Raw genomic sequence first — 14573 nt, forward strand, 5'->3', positions numbered from 1 at the left:
TTGTTTATTATTGCTATAAGATTGAATTTATTACACCTTAGAAAAGGATGCGCTGTTAACTATGAACTTTAACGATACAGGCACATTAATCGATTGGCCGTTGGAAGACACCGATGTTATTGCCCCATTGCAGAATAAACAGGATGGCGGGTCACGTGGAGGTGTTTATTTATGTATACCGAATTTCGAAGCGTTGCCGCCGCCGTTTGCCATCAAACATGGCGAATATCGAATGACCCCTTGTGATAACACCTTGCCGCACCGGAAAACTTTGGCTGGCACGGCCGAAGCCGATTGGGGCAACGTCGAAGTGATCACCGATTGGACGGAGCACGCCGGATTGGGCGGAAAAGTCTTAACGGTCTCCTGTCGTATTCGAGCGTTATCCGATATTGCTTGGATCCGCCCGGGGTTTCATCCCTATTTTTCGGTCTCGCCGGGCAGTGTTATCGACATCGGCGCCGAGCACATCGACATCGCGGAGATGCCGCACGATCAACTGCAAGTTCACCACGCGGCATCGTTGGCGGAGCCGGCAACAATTCGTACCGCCGATTATACCGTGGCAATGACCTGTGGTTTGTCACCGCTACGGGAAGGGCTGTGTTTGGCGTATGGCGTGTGGAGCGATAAAAGTACCGAGTATGTTTGCATCGAGCCGATTATCGGTTGTCGTTTCGGCGCGGATGGTTTACCTGCACCGTTTAGCCTAAGCGAGGGTGAGGAATTTGCGATGACATTTACAATTCACGCGGAACGATTGGGTTTTCTGAAATAGTCGCTTAATTGCTGGGAAGCGAAAAGGAAAGACGAGTAATTGCCGCACTTTTTTGGCCGTGGCATCCAGGGCAATGTTGTCGACCGTCAAGATGAAGCCCTGGCAGGTGTTGAATTGACGGTGATTATAAGGCCGGTTTGAAAAGCCGAATTTAGCCTTCGAGGTTAGTTTTCATGTAGCTTACGGTAACGAATGGCTAGGCAATCGCGCAAGCAAGGTTAAACTATGTACTTGCGATATGCTCGCGTAAACAGTGGATTTCTTGCCTTTCAGGCGATGCCGTCTTGAAATGGCTTCTTTATGAAAAACCTGTCAAGTTTTATTTTTAAATCACGCTGAATGAATACTAAATACAGGATTTTAAGGCTCGGCAAAGAGCATTCAAATTGCCGTGGATATATTGGGGTTGTTGTTCTAGGATGGTTTGTCTGACGGCCCAAGGGTCGTAATTGTTTTTAATTGAGATTAGCTGTTCGATCAACTCGTCTTTGGAACCGTAAATCAAAAAATTATTGGTGAATGATTTCCGGTCGCTGTCCTCGAGATAGACGTGACCGTTCGAAAGTAAGGCGTGGCGTTTAACCCAACTTGCAGCAGGGCTGGCGATATATCCACCTTGAAATTGGATTTGTACGATCGGTAAGCCAAAGGCCTCTGGAAATGCGACGAAAGCGACACCGACTTGGGCATAAATGGCTTCGATTTCGCTAAAAGTGTATTCACCTCGCAATTCCAGAATCGGAATATTCAGGGTTTGTAGTGCTTCCAGCTGGGTCTGCCGCGCTGCAGTGTAACCTTCTCGAGGAAAATCGATCATTGCCGTCAAAGGTCGCTGTGCTAAGAAGGTCGCTTGCGGCGTGATGTCCAGACCGATTTCGAATATCGGGCGATCTGTTAATGGTTCGATGTCGTGAATGCCGCTAACCGTCAACAATCCGTCGAATATATGGTGTGCCGTAGGCCCGAATTTGTCCCGCCAAAATTGGGCGCCTTGGTAAGCGAAAACCTCGTAGAACAATAATGGTTTGTCGAGTTGTTTTAGTGGGCGGAGGATTTGTGGGCGGCCTAAGATTCCTATCGTGTCGGATACGATGATAATGTCAAAGCTACGTAAGGTGTGGGTGATGCCTTGCAAATCCGCCCAAATTGCTTTGAAACGATGCCGAGTCGATGCGCTTCGTTCAGACATCGCTTCCAATTGCGCGAGTGCATTCGGGAAGTAGTCAAACTCCACACCCAGCTTAGTTAGCATTCGGGTCAGGCTTTCGGCCAAAAATCGCGGACTACGAAAATCGTTTTTCGCTAAGATCGCTACCCGCATGACTATTCCTTAAAGTATTTGGCATTCGGATTAAAAAATGCTGTTTGGTCTATATGGCTGGGATTCGGCTGTCCCACTTTGTATTCCAGTTGGAGTCCCAATCGATGTCCGTGCGCTTCGTATCTTAACGCGTGAGGCGCACGGGAGAAAGTTTAGTACCGAGGACGATCAATCCCGTAACAACTCATTAATCCCGGTTTTGCTACGGGTTTTCTCGTCTACTTGTTTGATGATCACCGCGCAATACAAGCTGTGGCTGCCGTCTTTGGAAGGCAGGTTGCCGGAGACGACCACGGAGCCGGCAGGGATGCGGCCGTAAGTCACTTCTCCGGTCATGCGGTTGAATATTTTGGTGCTTTGGCCGATGTAGACGCCCATCGATACCACGCAGTTGTCTTCGACGATGACGCCTTCGACGATTTCGGAGCGGGCACCGATGAAGCAGTTGTCGCCGATGATGGTGGGGTTGGCTTGCAAGGGCTCCAAAACGCCGCCGATACCGACGCCGCCGGACAAGTGCACATTTTTACCGATTTGCGCGCAGGAGCCGACGGTGACCCAGGTATCGACCATGGTGCCGCTATCGACGTAGGCGCCGATGTTGACGTAAGACGGCATCAGGATCGCGCCGGGAGCGATGTAGGAACCATAACGGGCCACCGCATTCGGCACGACGCGGACGCCGGCTTTCGCGAAATCTTCTTCGCTGTATTGACCGAATTTGGTCGGCACTTTGTCGTAGTAACGCACGTCGCCGCTTTCGATGACTTTGTTTTCGTTGATGCGAAACGACAGCAACACGGCTTTTTTCAGCCATTGATTGGTCACCCAATCGCCGTCTTTTTTCTCGGCGACGCGGGCTTCACCCTTGTCGAGCAGATTCAGAGCGGTGGCAACCGCATCGCGGATTTCGGCGGAAACGGTGGACGGGCTGATTTCGGCGCGGTTTTCAAAGGCGTCGTTGATGATGGTTTCCAGATTTGACATGGGGGTCTCGTAGGTTCAAGGTTCAAGGTACAGGGTCCAAGGCTCAAGGCCGGGTGTTTTGCACCGTGAACCTTGAACCTTGAACCTATTTTAAAAATTCTTTAATCCGTTGCGCGGCGTCGACACATTCTTCGATCGGCGCGACCAACGCAATTCTGACGTGGTTGGCACCGGGATTGACGCCGCCGCTGTCACGGGATAAATAGCTGCCGGGCAACACGGTGACGTTTTGCTCGGCGAACAATTTTTGTGCAAATTCCGTATCGGCGGTTGCTCCCGGCAACTCGCCGAACTTCCTCCGTCCCTGGAGGTCGTCCGATCCCGGCGTTTTCAGCCAGATGTAAAAGCTGGCCGGCGGCCGGTTGACGTCGCAAACATCCTGCAAAATCTCGATAAACGCGGTGAATTTGTCGCGGTACAACTGGCGGTTGTGCTTGACGTGTTCCTCGTCGTTCCAGGCAGCGATGCTGGCGTGCTGGGTCGGCACCGGCATCGGGCAACCGTGGTAGGTGCGGTATTTGAAATACTGTTTCAACACCTCTGCATCGCCGGCCACGAAGCCGGAACGCAAGCCCGGCGCGTTGGAGCGCTTGGACAGGCTTTGAAATATCGCGCAGCGCTTGAAATCGGTGTTGCCGGCCTGATAAGCGCTTTGCAACAAGCCTTGCGGCGGGTTGGCTTCGTCGTCGTAGAGTTCGGTGTAGCACTCGTCGGAAGCAATGACGAAGTCGTATTTTTCGGCCAGTGCCATTAATTTCAAATGATCGGCTGGCGACAGCACCGTGCCGGTCGGATTGCCGGGCGAGCAAATGAAGATCAATTGGCAGCGCCGCCAGATCGCTTCCGGCACGCTGTCGAAATCCGGCAAATAACCGTCGGCTTCTACGGTATTCAGATAATACGGCTCGGCACCGGCCAACAAAGCCGCCCCTTCGTAGATCTGATAAAACGGGTTGGGCATGATCACTACCGGGCGGTCGGCCGGATCGATAACCGCTTGCACAAACGAAAACAACGCCTCGCGGGTGCCGTTGACCGGTAGCACCTGAGTCTCGGCATCGACGCCGCCCCGTGGGATAGCGAAGCGGCGGCAGGTCCAGTCGGCGACCGTCTGGCGTAATTCAGGTAAGCCTTTGGTGGTCGGATAGAGCGTCAGGCCGTGCAAGTGGCGTAACAAGGCTTCCTGAATGAAATGCGGCGTGGCGTGCTTCGGTTCGCCAATCGACAGTGCAATGTGAGCCTTGTCGGCCGGCGGAACGATGTTTTGTTTCAGCGTCGCCAGCTTTTCGAACGGATAGGGATGTAATTGCGATAAATTCGGATTCATTACTTGGCGCAATGCGGCTGTTTGCCCTGGCTTCTCGCCTGTTGCTGAAGCTGGACGGCATGGTTCATGTGTTGGTTCAAATTGTCGATGCGGCTACCGTGGGACGGGTGGGTGGACATGAATTCGATAGGTTGGCCACCTTGCGAGGCTTGATCCATTTTTTTCCACAGATTGATGCTTTGGTGCGGATCGAAACCAGCTTTAGCCATCAAATCCAGGCCTATCGTATCGGCCTCGGTTTCGTGAACCCGGCTGTAGGGCAACAGCACGCCGTATTGGGCGCCGACGCCCAATAGTCCCAAGGCCGTCTGGCCGAGTGCCGTTTGCGGTTGGGTGACGGCTTGAACCATTGATAAGCCGGTATTGACCGCGGTTTCCTGCGACAGGCGCTCGTTGCTGTGACGCGATAACACATGCCCAATTTCGTGGCCTATCACCGCCGCCAGTTGGTCCTGATTATCGACCAGTTTGATCAGGCCGGTGTGAACACCGATCTTGTTGCCGGGCAGCGCGAACGCGTTCAGGGTTTCGTCGTCGAAGACCACGACTTCCCATTGCCCGCCGGTTTGCTTGGTCAGATCGAGTGCAACGCATTGCGCAAACTGATTGTAACCGGCGTTGCGGCTGATCGGGTTTTTGCTCTTCATGCTGTCGAAGGCTTGCAATCCTATTTGATCGACTTGGTTGTCGGGCATGTAAATAAATTGGCTCCTACCGGTAGGACTGGTGGCGCATGCGCTCAGTAGGCCGACGAGGGCAGTGAATAGGGTTTTTTTCAACATGCGAAACTTCCGCTGGAGTAACAGAGGCCGCATTTTAGCCCAACCGGCGCGTCGGAGTGGCAGCTTTTTGGCTGCTAGGGCTTCAGGCGGGTTCGGGTTCCGGGCGGGGAGGGGCTTGCAAGGATGAATGAATTCTGACGGCATTGCGACCGGCTTGCTTGGCGGCATACAGTGCGCGGTCCGCCAATTCCAGCAACGTGTCGATATCGAAGGCATTGGGCTGGCATTCGGCGACGCCGGCACTGACCGTAAAGCGAATCGGCGCGGCATCGCCGAGCGAGAAACTCAGTTCGGCGACCGCGCCTCGCAGACGTTCGGCGATTGCGCTGGCTTCGTTGGCGCCGGTTTCCGGCAATAACACGCAAAATTCCTCGCCGCCGAAACGGGCGAATAGGTCGCGCGGCCGTAAAATCGGCATCACCGATTCGGTCAACATGACCAAAATGCGATCGCCAACGCCGTGTCCGTGATGATCGTTAATCTGCTTGAAATGATCGATGTCCAGCGCGATTAACGATAGGGTTCGGCCGTGCCGGTTCGCCTGTTTGAGTTCGGCGTTGGCTTGCGTCATGAAGTGGCGGCGGTTGTAGGCCCCGGTCAGCGGATCGGTGGCGGCCAGCTTGGCCAGTTGCTCGTTGGCCGATTTCAATTCGCGGGTGCGTTGTTCGATCCGATTTTCCAGATCCAGGTTGATCAGTTCCAATTGCCGATGGGCGTTTCGCAGGGCTTGCTCCCCGACAACGATGTCGGTGATGTCGTGTTGAACCCCGATGTAATGACTGACCCGCCCCGTTTCGTCCAAAACCGGGTCTATCGTCATCCGGTTAAAAAACAAGGAGCCGTTCTTACGGCGATTGCGCAGCGTGCAGCGGATGCGTTGGCCTTGTTCTATCGCGTTACGCAAGGCTTGAATTTTGCGCGTATCGGCTTCCGGGTCTTGTAGGAAGCGCGGGTTTCTGCCGATGGCGTCGCGGCGCCGGTAGCCGGTGATGGCTTCGAAGCCTTTGTTGACGTAAATAATCGGGTTGTCCGGGCTGGTCGGATCGGTAATGACGATGCCGGCATGGACGGTTTCGACGGCCCGGCTTAGTGCGCGCAGCCGGACGTTTTGTTGCCGCAATTCTTGTAGCAGCGCAGCGAGCGCCAACGATGAAAACGCCAAGGCCGCCAGATATTCTTGCAAGCGGAGCACATTGTCGGCTTGATTCATTGACACGAAATGGCCGCGACCGGCAACCGTGCCGGCAATAGCGATCATAGCGATCAGCAGATTCAGGGAAGCGGCGCCGCGCAGTCCGAAGCGGGCTGCGGCCCAGATCGTCAGCGGCAACATCAGGATGGGGCTGGCCGGATAACGGGTCGTCAGATAGTCCGGCAGCGAGAAAATCCACAAGCCGACCAGTATCGTGACCGCCAACAACAAGGCGGCTTCGACCGGCCTATCGGCGGGCGGCGTGTCCCACAAATTCGATTGCACCTGCAGCCAGCCGAGCAGCACCGGGGTGATCGTCAACAGTCCCAGACTGTCGCCAAACCACCAGATACGCCATTCGCTCCAAAACGAGACCGTGTCGGCCGAGGTCGTCACGTAAACCACGGCGCCGAGCAGGCCGGCGACGCCGCTGGCCACGATCAGAGCGAACAGGCCAAACATTGCGACTTGGCGAAGGGTGTCCAGTTTGAACGGCCAGCGGCAGGTGAGCTTAATCAGGCTGGCGGCGATCAGCGTTTCCAGAATGTTGACCGCGACGAACAACAAGGCTTGATGCGGTTGGAAGGTTGGCAGATCAGCGGCAATCTCGGCCGGTACTGCTGCCAGGGCATAGGCCGGCCACATCCGCGGTGGATTCAGTAAAAATCCCGCCAGCAGGAACGCGTTCGGCGGCCAGAAAATCGCTATCCCCTCGGACATGACCGAGGCTTTGACGCCCAGCACCGCGCCTAGATAGTAAGCGATGCCGATCGCGACCGGTCCCCACCAGCGCCGGCGATCAAGGCTGGCGTTTCCGAAAAAGGCTTGTAATACCGGAACGATAGTCATGGTGTGCGGATCGGCGATTCGGGCGTGTTAAGCAGTTGAAGTCTCGGGAATTGTAAGCAAATTCCTACAAATTGCGCGAAAGCGAGGGAATATCTAACTCGGAGCGGCGGTTTGTAAAGCCCATTGCAGCGCGAAAGCTACGGTTTGCCGACGGATATCGCGGCGGCTGCCCTGAAATTGTTGACGTTGGCAACAAGCCGGTTGGTCGCTGCTTTGCAACGCGATATACACCAAGCCGACCGGCTTGTCCGGCGTGCCGCCGCCGGGACCGGCGATGCCGGTGACCGCCACCGCCAAGTCGGCTTGGCTACGGTTTAGCGCGCCGGCCACCATCGCAAGCGCGGTTTCCGGGCTGACCGCGCCGACGCTGTCCAGCGTGGTTTGCGGGACCCCCAGCAACTCAACTTTGGCGGCGTTGCTGTAGGTCACGAAACCTCTATCGAACCATTCCGAGCTGCCGGCGACCTCGGTAATGGCATGGGCAATCCCGCCGCCGGTGCAGGATTCGGCGACGGCGATGCGCCAGCCCCGTTGCTTCAAGGCCGCGCCCAAGCGAGCCGCGAGGGCTTCGGCGTCGTCGGTCATGTCTACCCTAGGTTCGGCAAGCGTGGTCGCGAAGCGGTTTAACTCGGCAGCTTTTTGATTTCGGCAACTTTTTCGAAATCGGCGCCGACGCTGATGATGAAGCTGGTGACTTGTTCGATGCTCATTTCCGATTTAATCACTTTCGATTCATGGACGATCACCGCAAAGCCGGAGGTTGGGTTGGGCGAGGTCGGTACGAACAACACGTAGCGGTCGTCGGTCTTGTTGGTCACGTAGGCCGGTACCCAAATGCCTTCTTTCGGATACTCGACGTAAACCACTTCGCGCGGCTCCCGAAGCTGGTGCCCGGCAATCATGTTGACCAGTTTTTTGGTAACCCGATAAATGGTGCTGAGCAGCGGAATTCGCTCGATCAGATGTTCGAACATCGCGATAATCGAAAATCGGCCCAGGCTGACCCGGTGGCCGACGTAGGTGATGGTCGCAAAACTGGCGGCAAACAGCAGAAAGGTCACCAGATAGTTGTCCGAATAGCCGTAAACGAATTGAAATAAATCGGCCAGTCGGTCCTTGACGAACAGCACGATTTGGACGATGACCATGATCGGAATGAATGCCAGTACGCCGATCAGAGTGTGGTTCAGGATTTTCTTCATATTGCGCCTACCATTTTGTAGTTATAGTTGTCAGGAAACTAAGGTTTTATCAGGTTTGTTCGAGCGACACAAACTCAGCGGGTTCCCGCTAACGCCAGCGGCTGGAAATCGCCATCAGCGGAAATAGTATCCCACCGAAAATTAACAGCGCGTGCAACGCGGTTTCGCTGGCACTCGCGTCCCAAACCGTTAGCGAGCTGTTCAAAGACATATTGGATGGCGCCAAAAACGGAAACAGCGATACGCCCGCCGTCAGGACCAGCATTGCCATCGCCACCGCGGCGGCTAGCGAGCCCCAATACGCTTTATCGCGACTAGAGCAGATCAGCATAGCGATACCGGCGATAAACACCAGCGCGGGTATCGCAATCAGCGCGGGTTCGTGTTCGTAATTGTCCAGCCAAAGGCCGTCGCCGCGTCTGACGAATTTGCTGAGCGGGTTGGAGGGCCCCAGCGGTGCGATGTCGGTGGTGACATGGTAGCCTTCCAGATGAGTGATCCACAGTCCGGTCAATGCGAACAGGCTCAAAAAGCTCAGCCCCAACGGCAGAGCGAGGGCCTTGGCGCGTGCGGAAATTTCCGTGTCGCCGCTCAATTGCAACTGGAGTGCGCCTAAGCTGGTTGCCGCCGTCGTCGCAACCGCGCCGACCAACATCGAAAAAGGGTTGAACAAGCCGCCCAAATTGCCGAGCAGCGCGATCCGCATGTCGCTTTGCAGATGAAACGGAAGTCCTTTGATCAAATTGCCTATCATCACGCCGAGAAGAAAAGTCGGCAATAGTGCGCCGAGAAACAGGCCCCGGTCCCATTTTTCCAACCAATCGGTGGGTAGGCTGGAGCGGACATATAACGCAAAGGGTCTCAGCGCTAGCGGAATCAGTAAAAAGGGCAATAAGGCTTGAAAGCTGGAAAACACTGCCGCGTAAACGCTGGGCCAGCCGAAAAACAATAGTGCGACCAACGCCGCCAACCAAGCCAGATTGCCGGCGGTAACGGCGGCCGATTGCTCGGTCAAGACTCTACGTTGCGATTCATTGGCGTTCAACGCCGGCCACAGGCTGGCGGCGCCGAGTTCGGCGGCGACGGTCAGGCTGACGCCGATCGCAAACAGGCTGAGCAGTGCCCAGGCCGCCAACCGAAGAATCGAATAATCAAGCACCATGACGAATTTCCTCTGAGATTGCACCGAGGCCGGCGGCGACGGCTCGGTTAGCCAGGATCAGCCCTAGGCTCAATAAGCTGCCGTAAGCCAGCGCGTAAAGGCCTAGGCCGGTCCATAAATCGTTCGGGTTGCCGAGCGATACGCCCAACCAAATCGGCAGCGCGTCGGCGACTAACCAGGGTTGGCGGCCGTATTCGGCAATAAACCAACCGGCCCCGCTGGCCAGCCAGGGTAGCGGCAGGGCGTACAGGTGGGCTTTTAGTATCGCCGGGGAGCCTAGCCAGCCGAATGCGAAGGCGATGCCGGCCAGAAAATTCAGAGTCAGCAATACGCCGCAGCCGACCATGATTCGGTAGCCCCAACGGATGGGCTCGGGCGGCGGTACGCTGGCTCGCGCGGTTTGTTGAATCTGCGCTTCGCTGGCGCCGCTAACGCCGTCTTTCCAACGTTTTAGTAATAAGGCATGGCCCAGATCGGCCTTGGCCGCGGCGAAATCGGCGAGCAATTGTGGTTCGCGTTTGTCGTCGCGGATCGCTTGGAGCATTTCGTAGGCGTTGACGCCGTTGCGAATGCGCTGGTCATGCTCGGCGATCAATTCATCGGGCGACAGGCCGTGAATGGCGGCGAATTTGCCGGCCTGTGGGCTAGTGGGCTGGAAAATGCTGGTATCGCCGACTGCCATTGCTGCTAACACAGCAGTCAAGCCCATCACTCCGCTCAAGCGGTAAGCCGTTGCGGCGACCGCGTGATCGCGGCCGTGCCGCAGCCACGACGCGCTAACCGCCAGCATCAGCCCGGCGGCGGTTGCGTAGCCGGCCAGCGCCGCGTGCAGGAATTTTGCAGTCAGCACCGGATTGCGAAACAAGCTGGCGGGGTCGGTCAATTCCAGACGGAAGGTTTGCGGATTGAAGTCGCTGCCTAGCGGGTATTGCATCCAGGCGTTTGCCAATACGAATCCTAGCAGAGCGACGTGGCAACCCAGGCATGCGGTCCACGCCAGCAGGGCTCGGCGCATGCCGGGCAAATATTGGCCGCCGAACAGCATACGGCCGATCGCCTGGGCGGTGGCGAAAAAGCCGGCGCAGGCCGTCAATAGCGCCAAACCGATCGCGTCGCCGGCATAGTGGGCAAAATACGACCAGTGGCTGCCGAATTGGCAGAGCAGGATCAACGTTGTTGCCGCTGTGAGTGTAAAGCCGATGCCGAACAGCTTACCCCAGAATGCGGCTAGAGCGGCATAACGGGCGTCGCGGGCGGATAGCGTTTCCAGCACGGCCAGCGTCAACGACAGTCCGAGGCTTACCGGCATGAACAAGAAATGCTGGGTAGCCGTCATCGCGAATTGGCCGCGCGATAGCTCGATAACGGTTTCCGAAATCATGTCCACCTCTTTGGCAGGGTCAAAAATGCCGGCAATTATAGAGGTATGGTGAAGTCAGGCGGCAGTTTTTGTTTCCTGACTCGGCTCGCAAAAAATCGCCGGAGGCTGGCTGGTGAATGAGGTTGCTTGTTGTACACTTCTGGGCAAGTGTCTTTCCGTGTCACGTTATGAAATCACAATCCGGCGTCACTGTATTCTTGAAGGTTATCGGGGTTGCCCTGCTATATGCGGCGCTGGCCAAGCTGGTGCTGGCTTTTTTTTCCGATGCCGGCGGCGTCACCTTGGTCTGGTTTCCGTCCGGATTGGGCTTGGTTGCAATTATTTTGGGGGGATGGCGCTTCGTCCCGGCCGTTTTTGTCGGCGCGTTGCTGGCGGGGCTGTTGGTCGACGACTCCTTGGCCATTTCCGCCGGCATTGCTGTCGGCAATACACTGGAATCCTGGTTGGGTGCCTGGTTTTTATCCGGCCATTCGGGCTTTTCGCCAGCGCTGAAACATCCGCGCGACTTCGTCTGGCTGGGTATCACCGCCGTGTTTAGTGCCGGATTCAGCGCGTTAATCGGGCCGATGATATTGCTGTTCGCCGGTCATGTGGCGCTGGATAGTGCGTTCGACAGTATGCTGCATTGGTGGATGGCCGACGTGTTCGGCATGGCATTGCTGACGCCGTTGGTGCTGATCTGGAAGGATTGGCCCTTGGATTGGTTCGCGCCAAGGCGCTTGCCTGAAGCCCTCGCATTTATCGCGCTTAGCGCGGTATGCGGTCAAACAGTGTTTTTGGCTTGGTGGCCGGATTTGTTCGGCGATTTCGCCAAATCCTATTGGCCTTTTATGTTTGTAATTTGGGCGGCGGCCCGATTTGGCGGCCACGGCGTAACCTTGTTAATTACGATGACCGCAGTGCAATCCTTATGGGGCCTCGAGCACGGAGTTGGGCCGTTTGTCGGCAACGGCGTCCAGGAAGGCTTGCTGAGTATCTGGTTTTATCTACTGATTTTCGCAGCGGTCGGGATCCCGTTAGCGTTAATGCTGTTCGACAAAGAACAATACACGCGGGCTTTGCGGCAGAGCGAAGCCCGAATGGGATTTGCGTTGGACACCATCGGCGCTGGAGCTTGGGACTTGGATTTGGAGAGCAAGGACGTGCAGCGTACGCCAACCCATGATCGGATATTCGGGTATTCGCAAATGCGCAGGGTTTGGAGTTATCAGATGTTGCTCGATCACCTGCTGCCGGGCCATCGCGAAGCGGTCGACGCTCGTTTTCGCCAAGCGATCGGGGCGGCCGCCAATTGCGACGTGGAATGCGAAATCCGCCGCGCTGATGGTGAAAAACGTTGGATTCGGATCGCCGGCTGCTATTTGCCAGGACGCCCCGCCCGGATGGCGGGAATCGTTCAGGATGTGACTGATTCCAAATTAGCCGAGGAAGATAGGCAATTGGCGATGTTGTTCTACCAAGGTTGCAGCGAGGCGATGATGATTACCGACCTCGACGGGTTAATTGTCTCGGTAAATCCGGCGTTCGCCGATATTACCGGTTATGCCGCGGAGGAAGTCATCGGAAAAAATGCCAGGATGCTCGGTTCTGGGCGCCACGATGCGGCATTTTTTCAAGCAATGTGGGCGGCCATTCAAGCGACCGGGCAATGGCGGGGCGAAATCTGGAATCGGCGGAAAAATGGCGAACTCTATGTGGAGCTGTTGACGATTAACACGATATTCGATCGCAACGGATTGGAACTGCGGCGGATCGGGGTGTTTTTTGATATTACTCACCGAAAGCTGACCGAAGAGCAATTATGGCAGCAGGCCAATTTCGACCCGTTGACCGGTGCAGGGAATCGTCGCATGTTGTGCGCCCGCTTGGATCAGGAAGTCAAAAAATCCCAGCGTAGCGGCGCCCTGTTGGCGTTGATGATCGTCAGTTTCGATCGTTTCAAGGAGCTTAACGAAAGCCTGGGCTATGCGAAGGGCGATAGTGTGTTGCAGGAAGTGGCGCAACGTTTGGTCGGTGGCATTCGCGAAACCGACATCGTTGCCCGCTTGGACGGCGCGGAGTTTGCCGTTTTGCTGTCTGAGTTGGATAAGATCGATAGTATCGCCAAACTGGCCGGCCATTTGGCCGAGCTTTTGGCTAAACCTTATGCGGGGGTGGAGGCGGTCGGCTTGTTGAATTGCCGTATCGGAATTGCGTTGAGCCCTATCGATGCCTCGGATGCCGAAGGCCTGCAGCGCTCGGCGATTCACGCGCTACGCCGTTGCGAAGCCGGCCGCTACGCGTTCTTCAATCAATTCGGGTTGATCGACATTTAACACAGCCTTTGTTTGGGGAACACGCAACGAAACCGACTGCCTTTGCCTAACTGGCTTTCGATTTCCAATTTGGCATCGTGACGCACCAGCACGTGTTTGACGATGGCTAAACCCAGGCCGGTTCCGGCGATTTTCTGATTGCGTTTGACGTCGGCGCGATAAAAGCGCTCGGTAATCCTGGGGATCTCGTTGCTGGCAATGCCTTGACCGAAATCCTCGACTTCCAGACACACGCTGCCGTCCGGAAGATTGTCCCAGCGCACCTGCACCGGCGAGCGCGGCGGCGAATACTTCAGCGCATTGCCGAGCAGATTGCTGAATGCGCCGCGCAGTTCCAGCGCATCGCCGCGCAGGTTGGCGGTACTCGCGAGGCTCAGCGTGACTCGGCGTTCGTCTTTTTCCAGCAAGTCGCTTTCGTGGCAGACTTGGCCCAGCAGATCGGCTATCTGGACACATTCGGATTTTTTGGCCTTGCTTTCCAAACGAGCGAGCAGCAGCAGGTCGTCGATCAGCATTTGCATGCGCTCGGTTTGCGCCGACATGTTCTGAAACGAGCGGGTATAGACGCTCGGACCGTTTTCCATTTCCTGCAGGGTTTCCAGGTAACCGCGCAGTACCGTCAGCGGGGTGCGTAATTCGTGCGAGACATTGGCGACGAAGTCGGTGCGCATCCGCTCGATGGCCTTCAAATGGGTGATGTCTTGCGCCATCAGCAGACGCAAGCCGTTACCGTAGGGTACGATGCCGATTTGCAGGATCAGGTTTTCGTTAACCGGAGAAGGGATGCTGATTTTCTGCCGATAATCCTGGTCTTTCAGGTATTGGATAAACAGCGGGTGGCGGACCAGATTCGGAATGCGGTGGCCCGTATCGGACTTTTTCAAGCCCAGAAAATCGTGAGCGATCTTGTTGCTCCATTCGATTTCGCCGTAGCTGCCTAACACGACGACGGCATCGGGCAGTGCGTCGGTGGATTTGCGGAACCGGTCCAGCATCTTACCGAGCTTTTTCTTGCGGCGTTTCTGACTGCGGCGAATTTTATACAAATGGTAGTAAATGTCGCCCCAAATCCCTTTGAAGTGGCTGCGTTCGCCAACGCCACCCTGGCTTAGCCAGCGCTCCAGGCGGTTGATGCTGATGGTTTGCTTGGTCAGTAGTAATAACGAGACGGCCAGCAGCAGTTCGGTCAGATGGCCGAAGAACACGCTGATCAACAGCGTGGGGATCAATAAGCCGATGACGATATTCAGTTCGCGTTGCCAGCGCTGCATCGAGTG

12 protein-coding genes are annotated in these 14573 nt (G+C 56.0%); 2 read left to right on the forward strand and 10 right to left on the reverse strand.

Annotated features, from left to right (window positions below; genetic code table 11):
• Positions 1–100 precede the first annotated feature (100 nt).
• Positions 101–778, forward strand: coding sequence for a hypothetical protein (locus BJL95_RS08890; protein WP_139306184.1), 678 nt, complete (start codon positions 101–103; stop codon positions 776–778).
• Positions 779–1124: 346 nt separating this feature from the next.
• Here BJL95_RS08890 and BJL95_RS08895 read toward each other — a convergent pair whose 3' ends face one another.
• The 9 genes from BJL95_RS08895 to BJL95_RS08935 all read right to left on the reverse strand — a co-directional run bounded on the left by BJL95_RS08895 (position 1125) and on the right by BJL95_RS08935 (position 10981).
• Positions 1125–2051: a hypothetical protein gene (locus BJL95_RS08895; RefSeq protein ID WP_139306185.1), complete on the reverse strand. Its 927-nt coding sequence runs from the start codon at positions 2049–2051 to the stop codon at positions 1125–1127.
• A 216-nt stretch (positions 2052–2267) separates the two neighbouring features.
• Positions 2268–3086: a 2,3,4,5-tetrahydropyridine-2,6-dicarboxylate N-succinyltransferase gene (gene dapD / locus BJL95_RS08900; protein WP_071157253.1), complete on the reverse strand. Its 819-nt coding sequence runs from the start codon at positions 3084–3086 to the stop codon at positions 2268–2270.
• Between the two features lie 85 nt (positions 3087–3171).
• On the reverse strand, positions 3172–4413 hold the full coding sequence (gene dapC / locus BJL95_RS08905) for a succinyldiaminopimelate transaminase (protein WP_071157255.1): 1242 nt from the start codon (positions 4411–4413) through the stop codon (positions 3172–3174).
• Positions 4413–5195 (reverse strand): M48 family metallopeptidase, encoded by a 783-nt coding sequence (locus tag BJL95_RS08910; protein ID WP_071157257.1) that lies wholly within the window; start codon positions 5193–5195, stop codon positions 4413–4415. The genes dapC and BJL95_RS08910 overlap by 1 nt, the downstream gene beginning before the upstream one ends.
• Before the next feature lie 82 nt (positions 5196–5277).
• On the reverse strand, positions 5278–7236 hold the full coding sequence (locus tag BJL95_RS08915; protein ID WP_071157259.1) for a diguanylate cyclase: 1959 nt from the start codon (positions 7234–7236) through the stop codon (positions 5278–5280).
• A 93-nt stretch (positions 7237–7329) separates the two neighbouring features.
• Positions 7330–7821 (reverse strand): CinA family protein, encoded by a 492-nt coding sequence (locus BJL95_RS08920; protein WP_071157261.1) that lies wholly within the window; start codon positions 7819–7821, stop codon positions 7330–7332.
• Positions 7822–7859: 38 nt separating this feature from the next.
• Positions 7860–8438, reverse strand: coding sequence for a DUF502 domain-containing protein (locus BJL95_RS08925; RefSeq protein WP_071157263.1), 579 nt, complete (start codon positions 8436–8438; stop codon positions 7860–7862).
• Between the two features lie 88 nt (positions 8439–8526).
• Entirely contained in the window at positions 8527–9600 is a 1074-nt protein-coding gene (cydB, locus tag BJL95_RS08930; RefSeq protein ID WP_071157265.1) for a cytochrome d ubiquinol oxidase subunit II, read from the reverse strand.
• Positions 9590–10981, reverse strand: a complete 1392-nt coding sequence (locus BJL95_RS08935) for a cytochrome ubiquinol oxidase subunit I (protein ID WP_071157267.1) — start codon at positions 10979–10981, stop codon at positions 9590–9592. The genes cydB and BJL95_RS08935 overlap by 11 nt, the downstream gene beginning before the upstream one ends.
• Positions 10982–11148: 167 nt before the next feature.
• Here BJL95_RS08935 and BJL95_RS08940 point away from each other — a divergent pair, with 167 nt between their 5' ends.
• Positions 11149–13296 (forward strand): sensor domain-containing diguanylate cyclase, encoded by a 2148-nt coding sequence (locus tag BJL95_RS08940; protein ID WP_071157269.1) that lies wholly within the window; start codon positions 11149–11151, stop codon positions 13294–13296.
• On the opposite strand, the gene phoR is transcribed toward BJL95_RS08940, so the two are convergent.
• Positions 13293–14567: a phosphate regulon sensor histidine kinase PhoR gene (gene phoR / locus BJL95_RS08945; protein ID WP_071157271.1), complete on the reverse strand. Its 1275-nt coding sequence runs from the start codon at positions 14565–14567 to the stop codon at positions 13293–13295. The genes BJL95_RS08940 and phoR overlap by 4 nt on opposite strands.
• Positions 14568–14573 lie beyond the last annotated feature (6 nt).

It is taken from the genome of Methylomonas sp. LWB (assembly GCF_001856095.1).
GTDB lineage: Bacteria > Pseudomonadota > Gammaproteobacteria > Methylococcales > Methylomonadaceae > Methylomonas > Methylomonas koyamae_A.

Excerpts from the sequence above, each read along its gene's own strand:
- dapD (WP_071157253.1), bottom strand. The coding sequence starts at position 3,086 with ATGTCAAATCTGGAAACCATCATCAACGACGCCTTTGAAAACCGCGCC.
- dapC (WP_071157255.1), bottom strand. The coding sequence starts at position 4,413 with ATGAATCCGAATTTATCGCAATTACATCCCTATCCGTTCGAAAAGCTG.
- BJL95_RS08910 (WP_071157257.1), bottom strand. The coding sequence starts at position 5,195 with ATGTTGAAAAAAACCCTATTCACTGCCCTCGTCGGCCTACTGAGCGCA.
- BJL95_RS08915 (WP_071157259.1), bottom strand. The coding sequence starts at position 7,236 with ATGACTATCGTTCCGGTATTACAAGCCTTTTTCGGAAACGCCAGCCTT.
- BJL95_RS08920 (WP_071157261.1), bottom strand. The coding sequence starts at position 7,821 with ATGACCGACGACGCCGAAGCCCTCGCGGCTCGCTTGGGCGCGGCCTTG.
- BJL95_RS08925 (WP_071157263.1), bottom strand. The coding sequence starts at position 8,438 with ATGAAGAAAATCCTGAACCACACTCTGATCGGCGTACTGGCATTCATT.
- cydB (WP_071157265.1), bottom strand. The coding sequence starts at position 9,600 with ATGGTGCTTGATTATTCGATTCTTCGGTTGGCGGCCTGGGCACTGCTC.
- BJL95_RS08935 (WP_071157267.1), bottom strand. The coding sequence starts at position 10,981 with ATGATTTCGGAAACCGTTATCGAGCTATCGCGCGGCCAATTCGCGATG.
- BJL95_RS08940 (WP_071157269.1), top strand. The coding sequence starts at position 11,149 with ATGAAATCACAATCCGGCGTCACTGTATTCTTGAAGGTTATCGGGGTT.
- phoR (WP_071157271.1), bottom strand. The coding sequence starts at position 14,567 with ATGCAGCGCTGGCAACGCGAACTGAATATCGTCATCGGCTTATTGATC.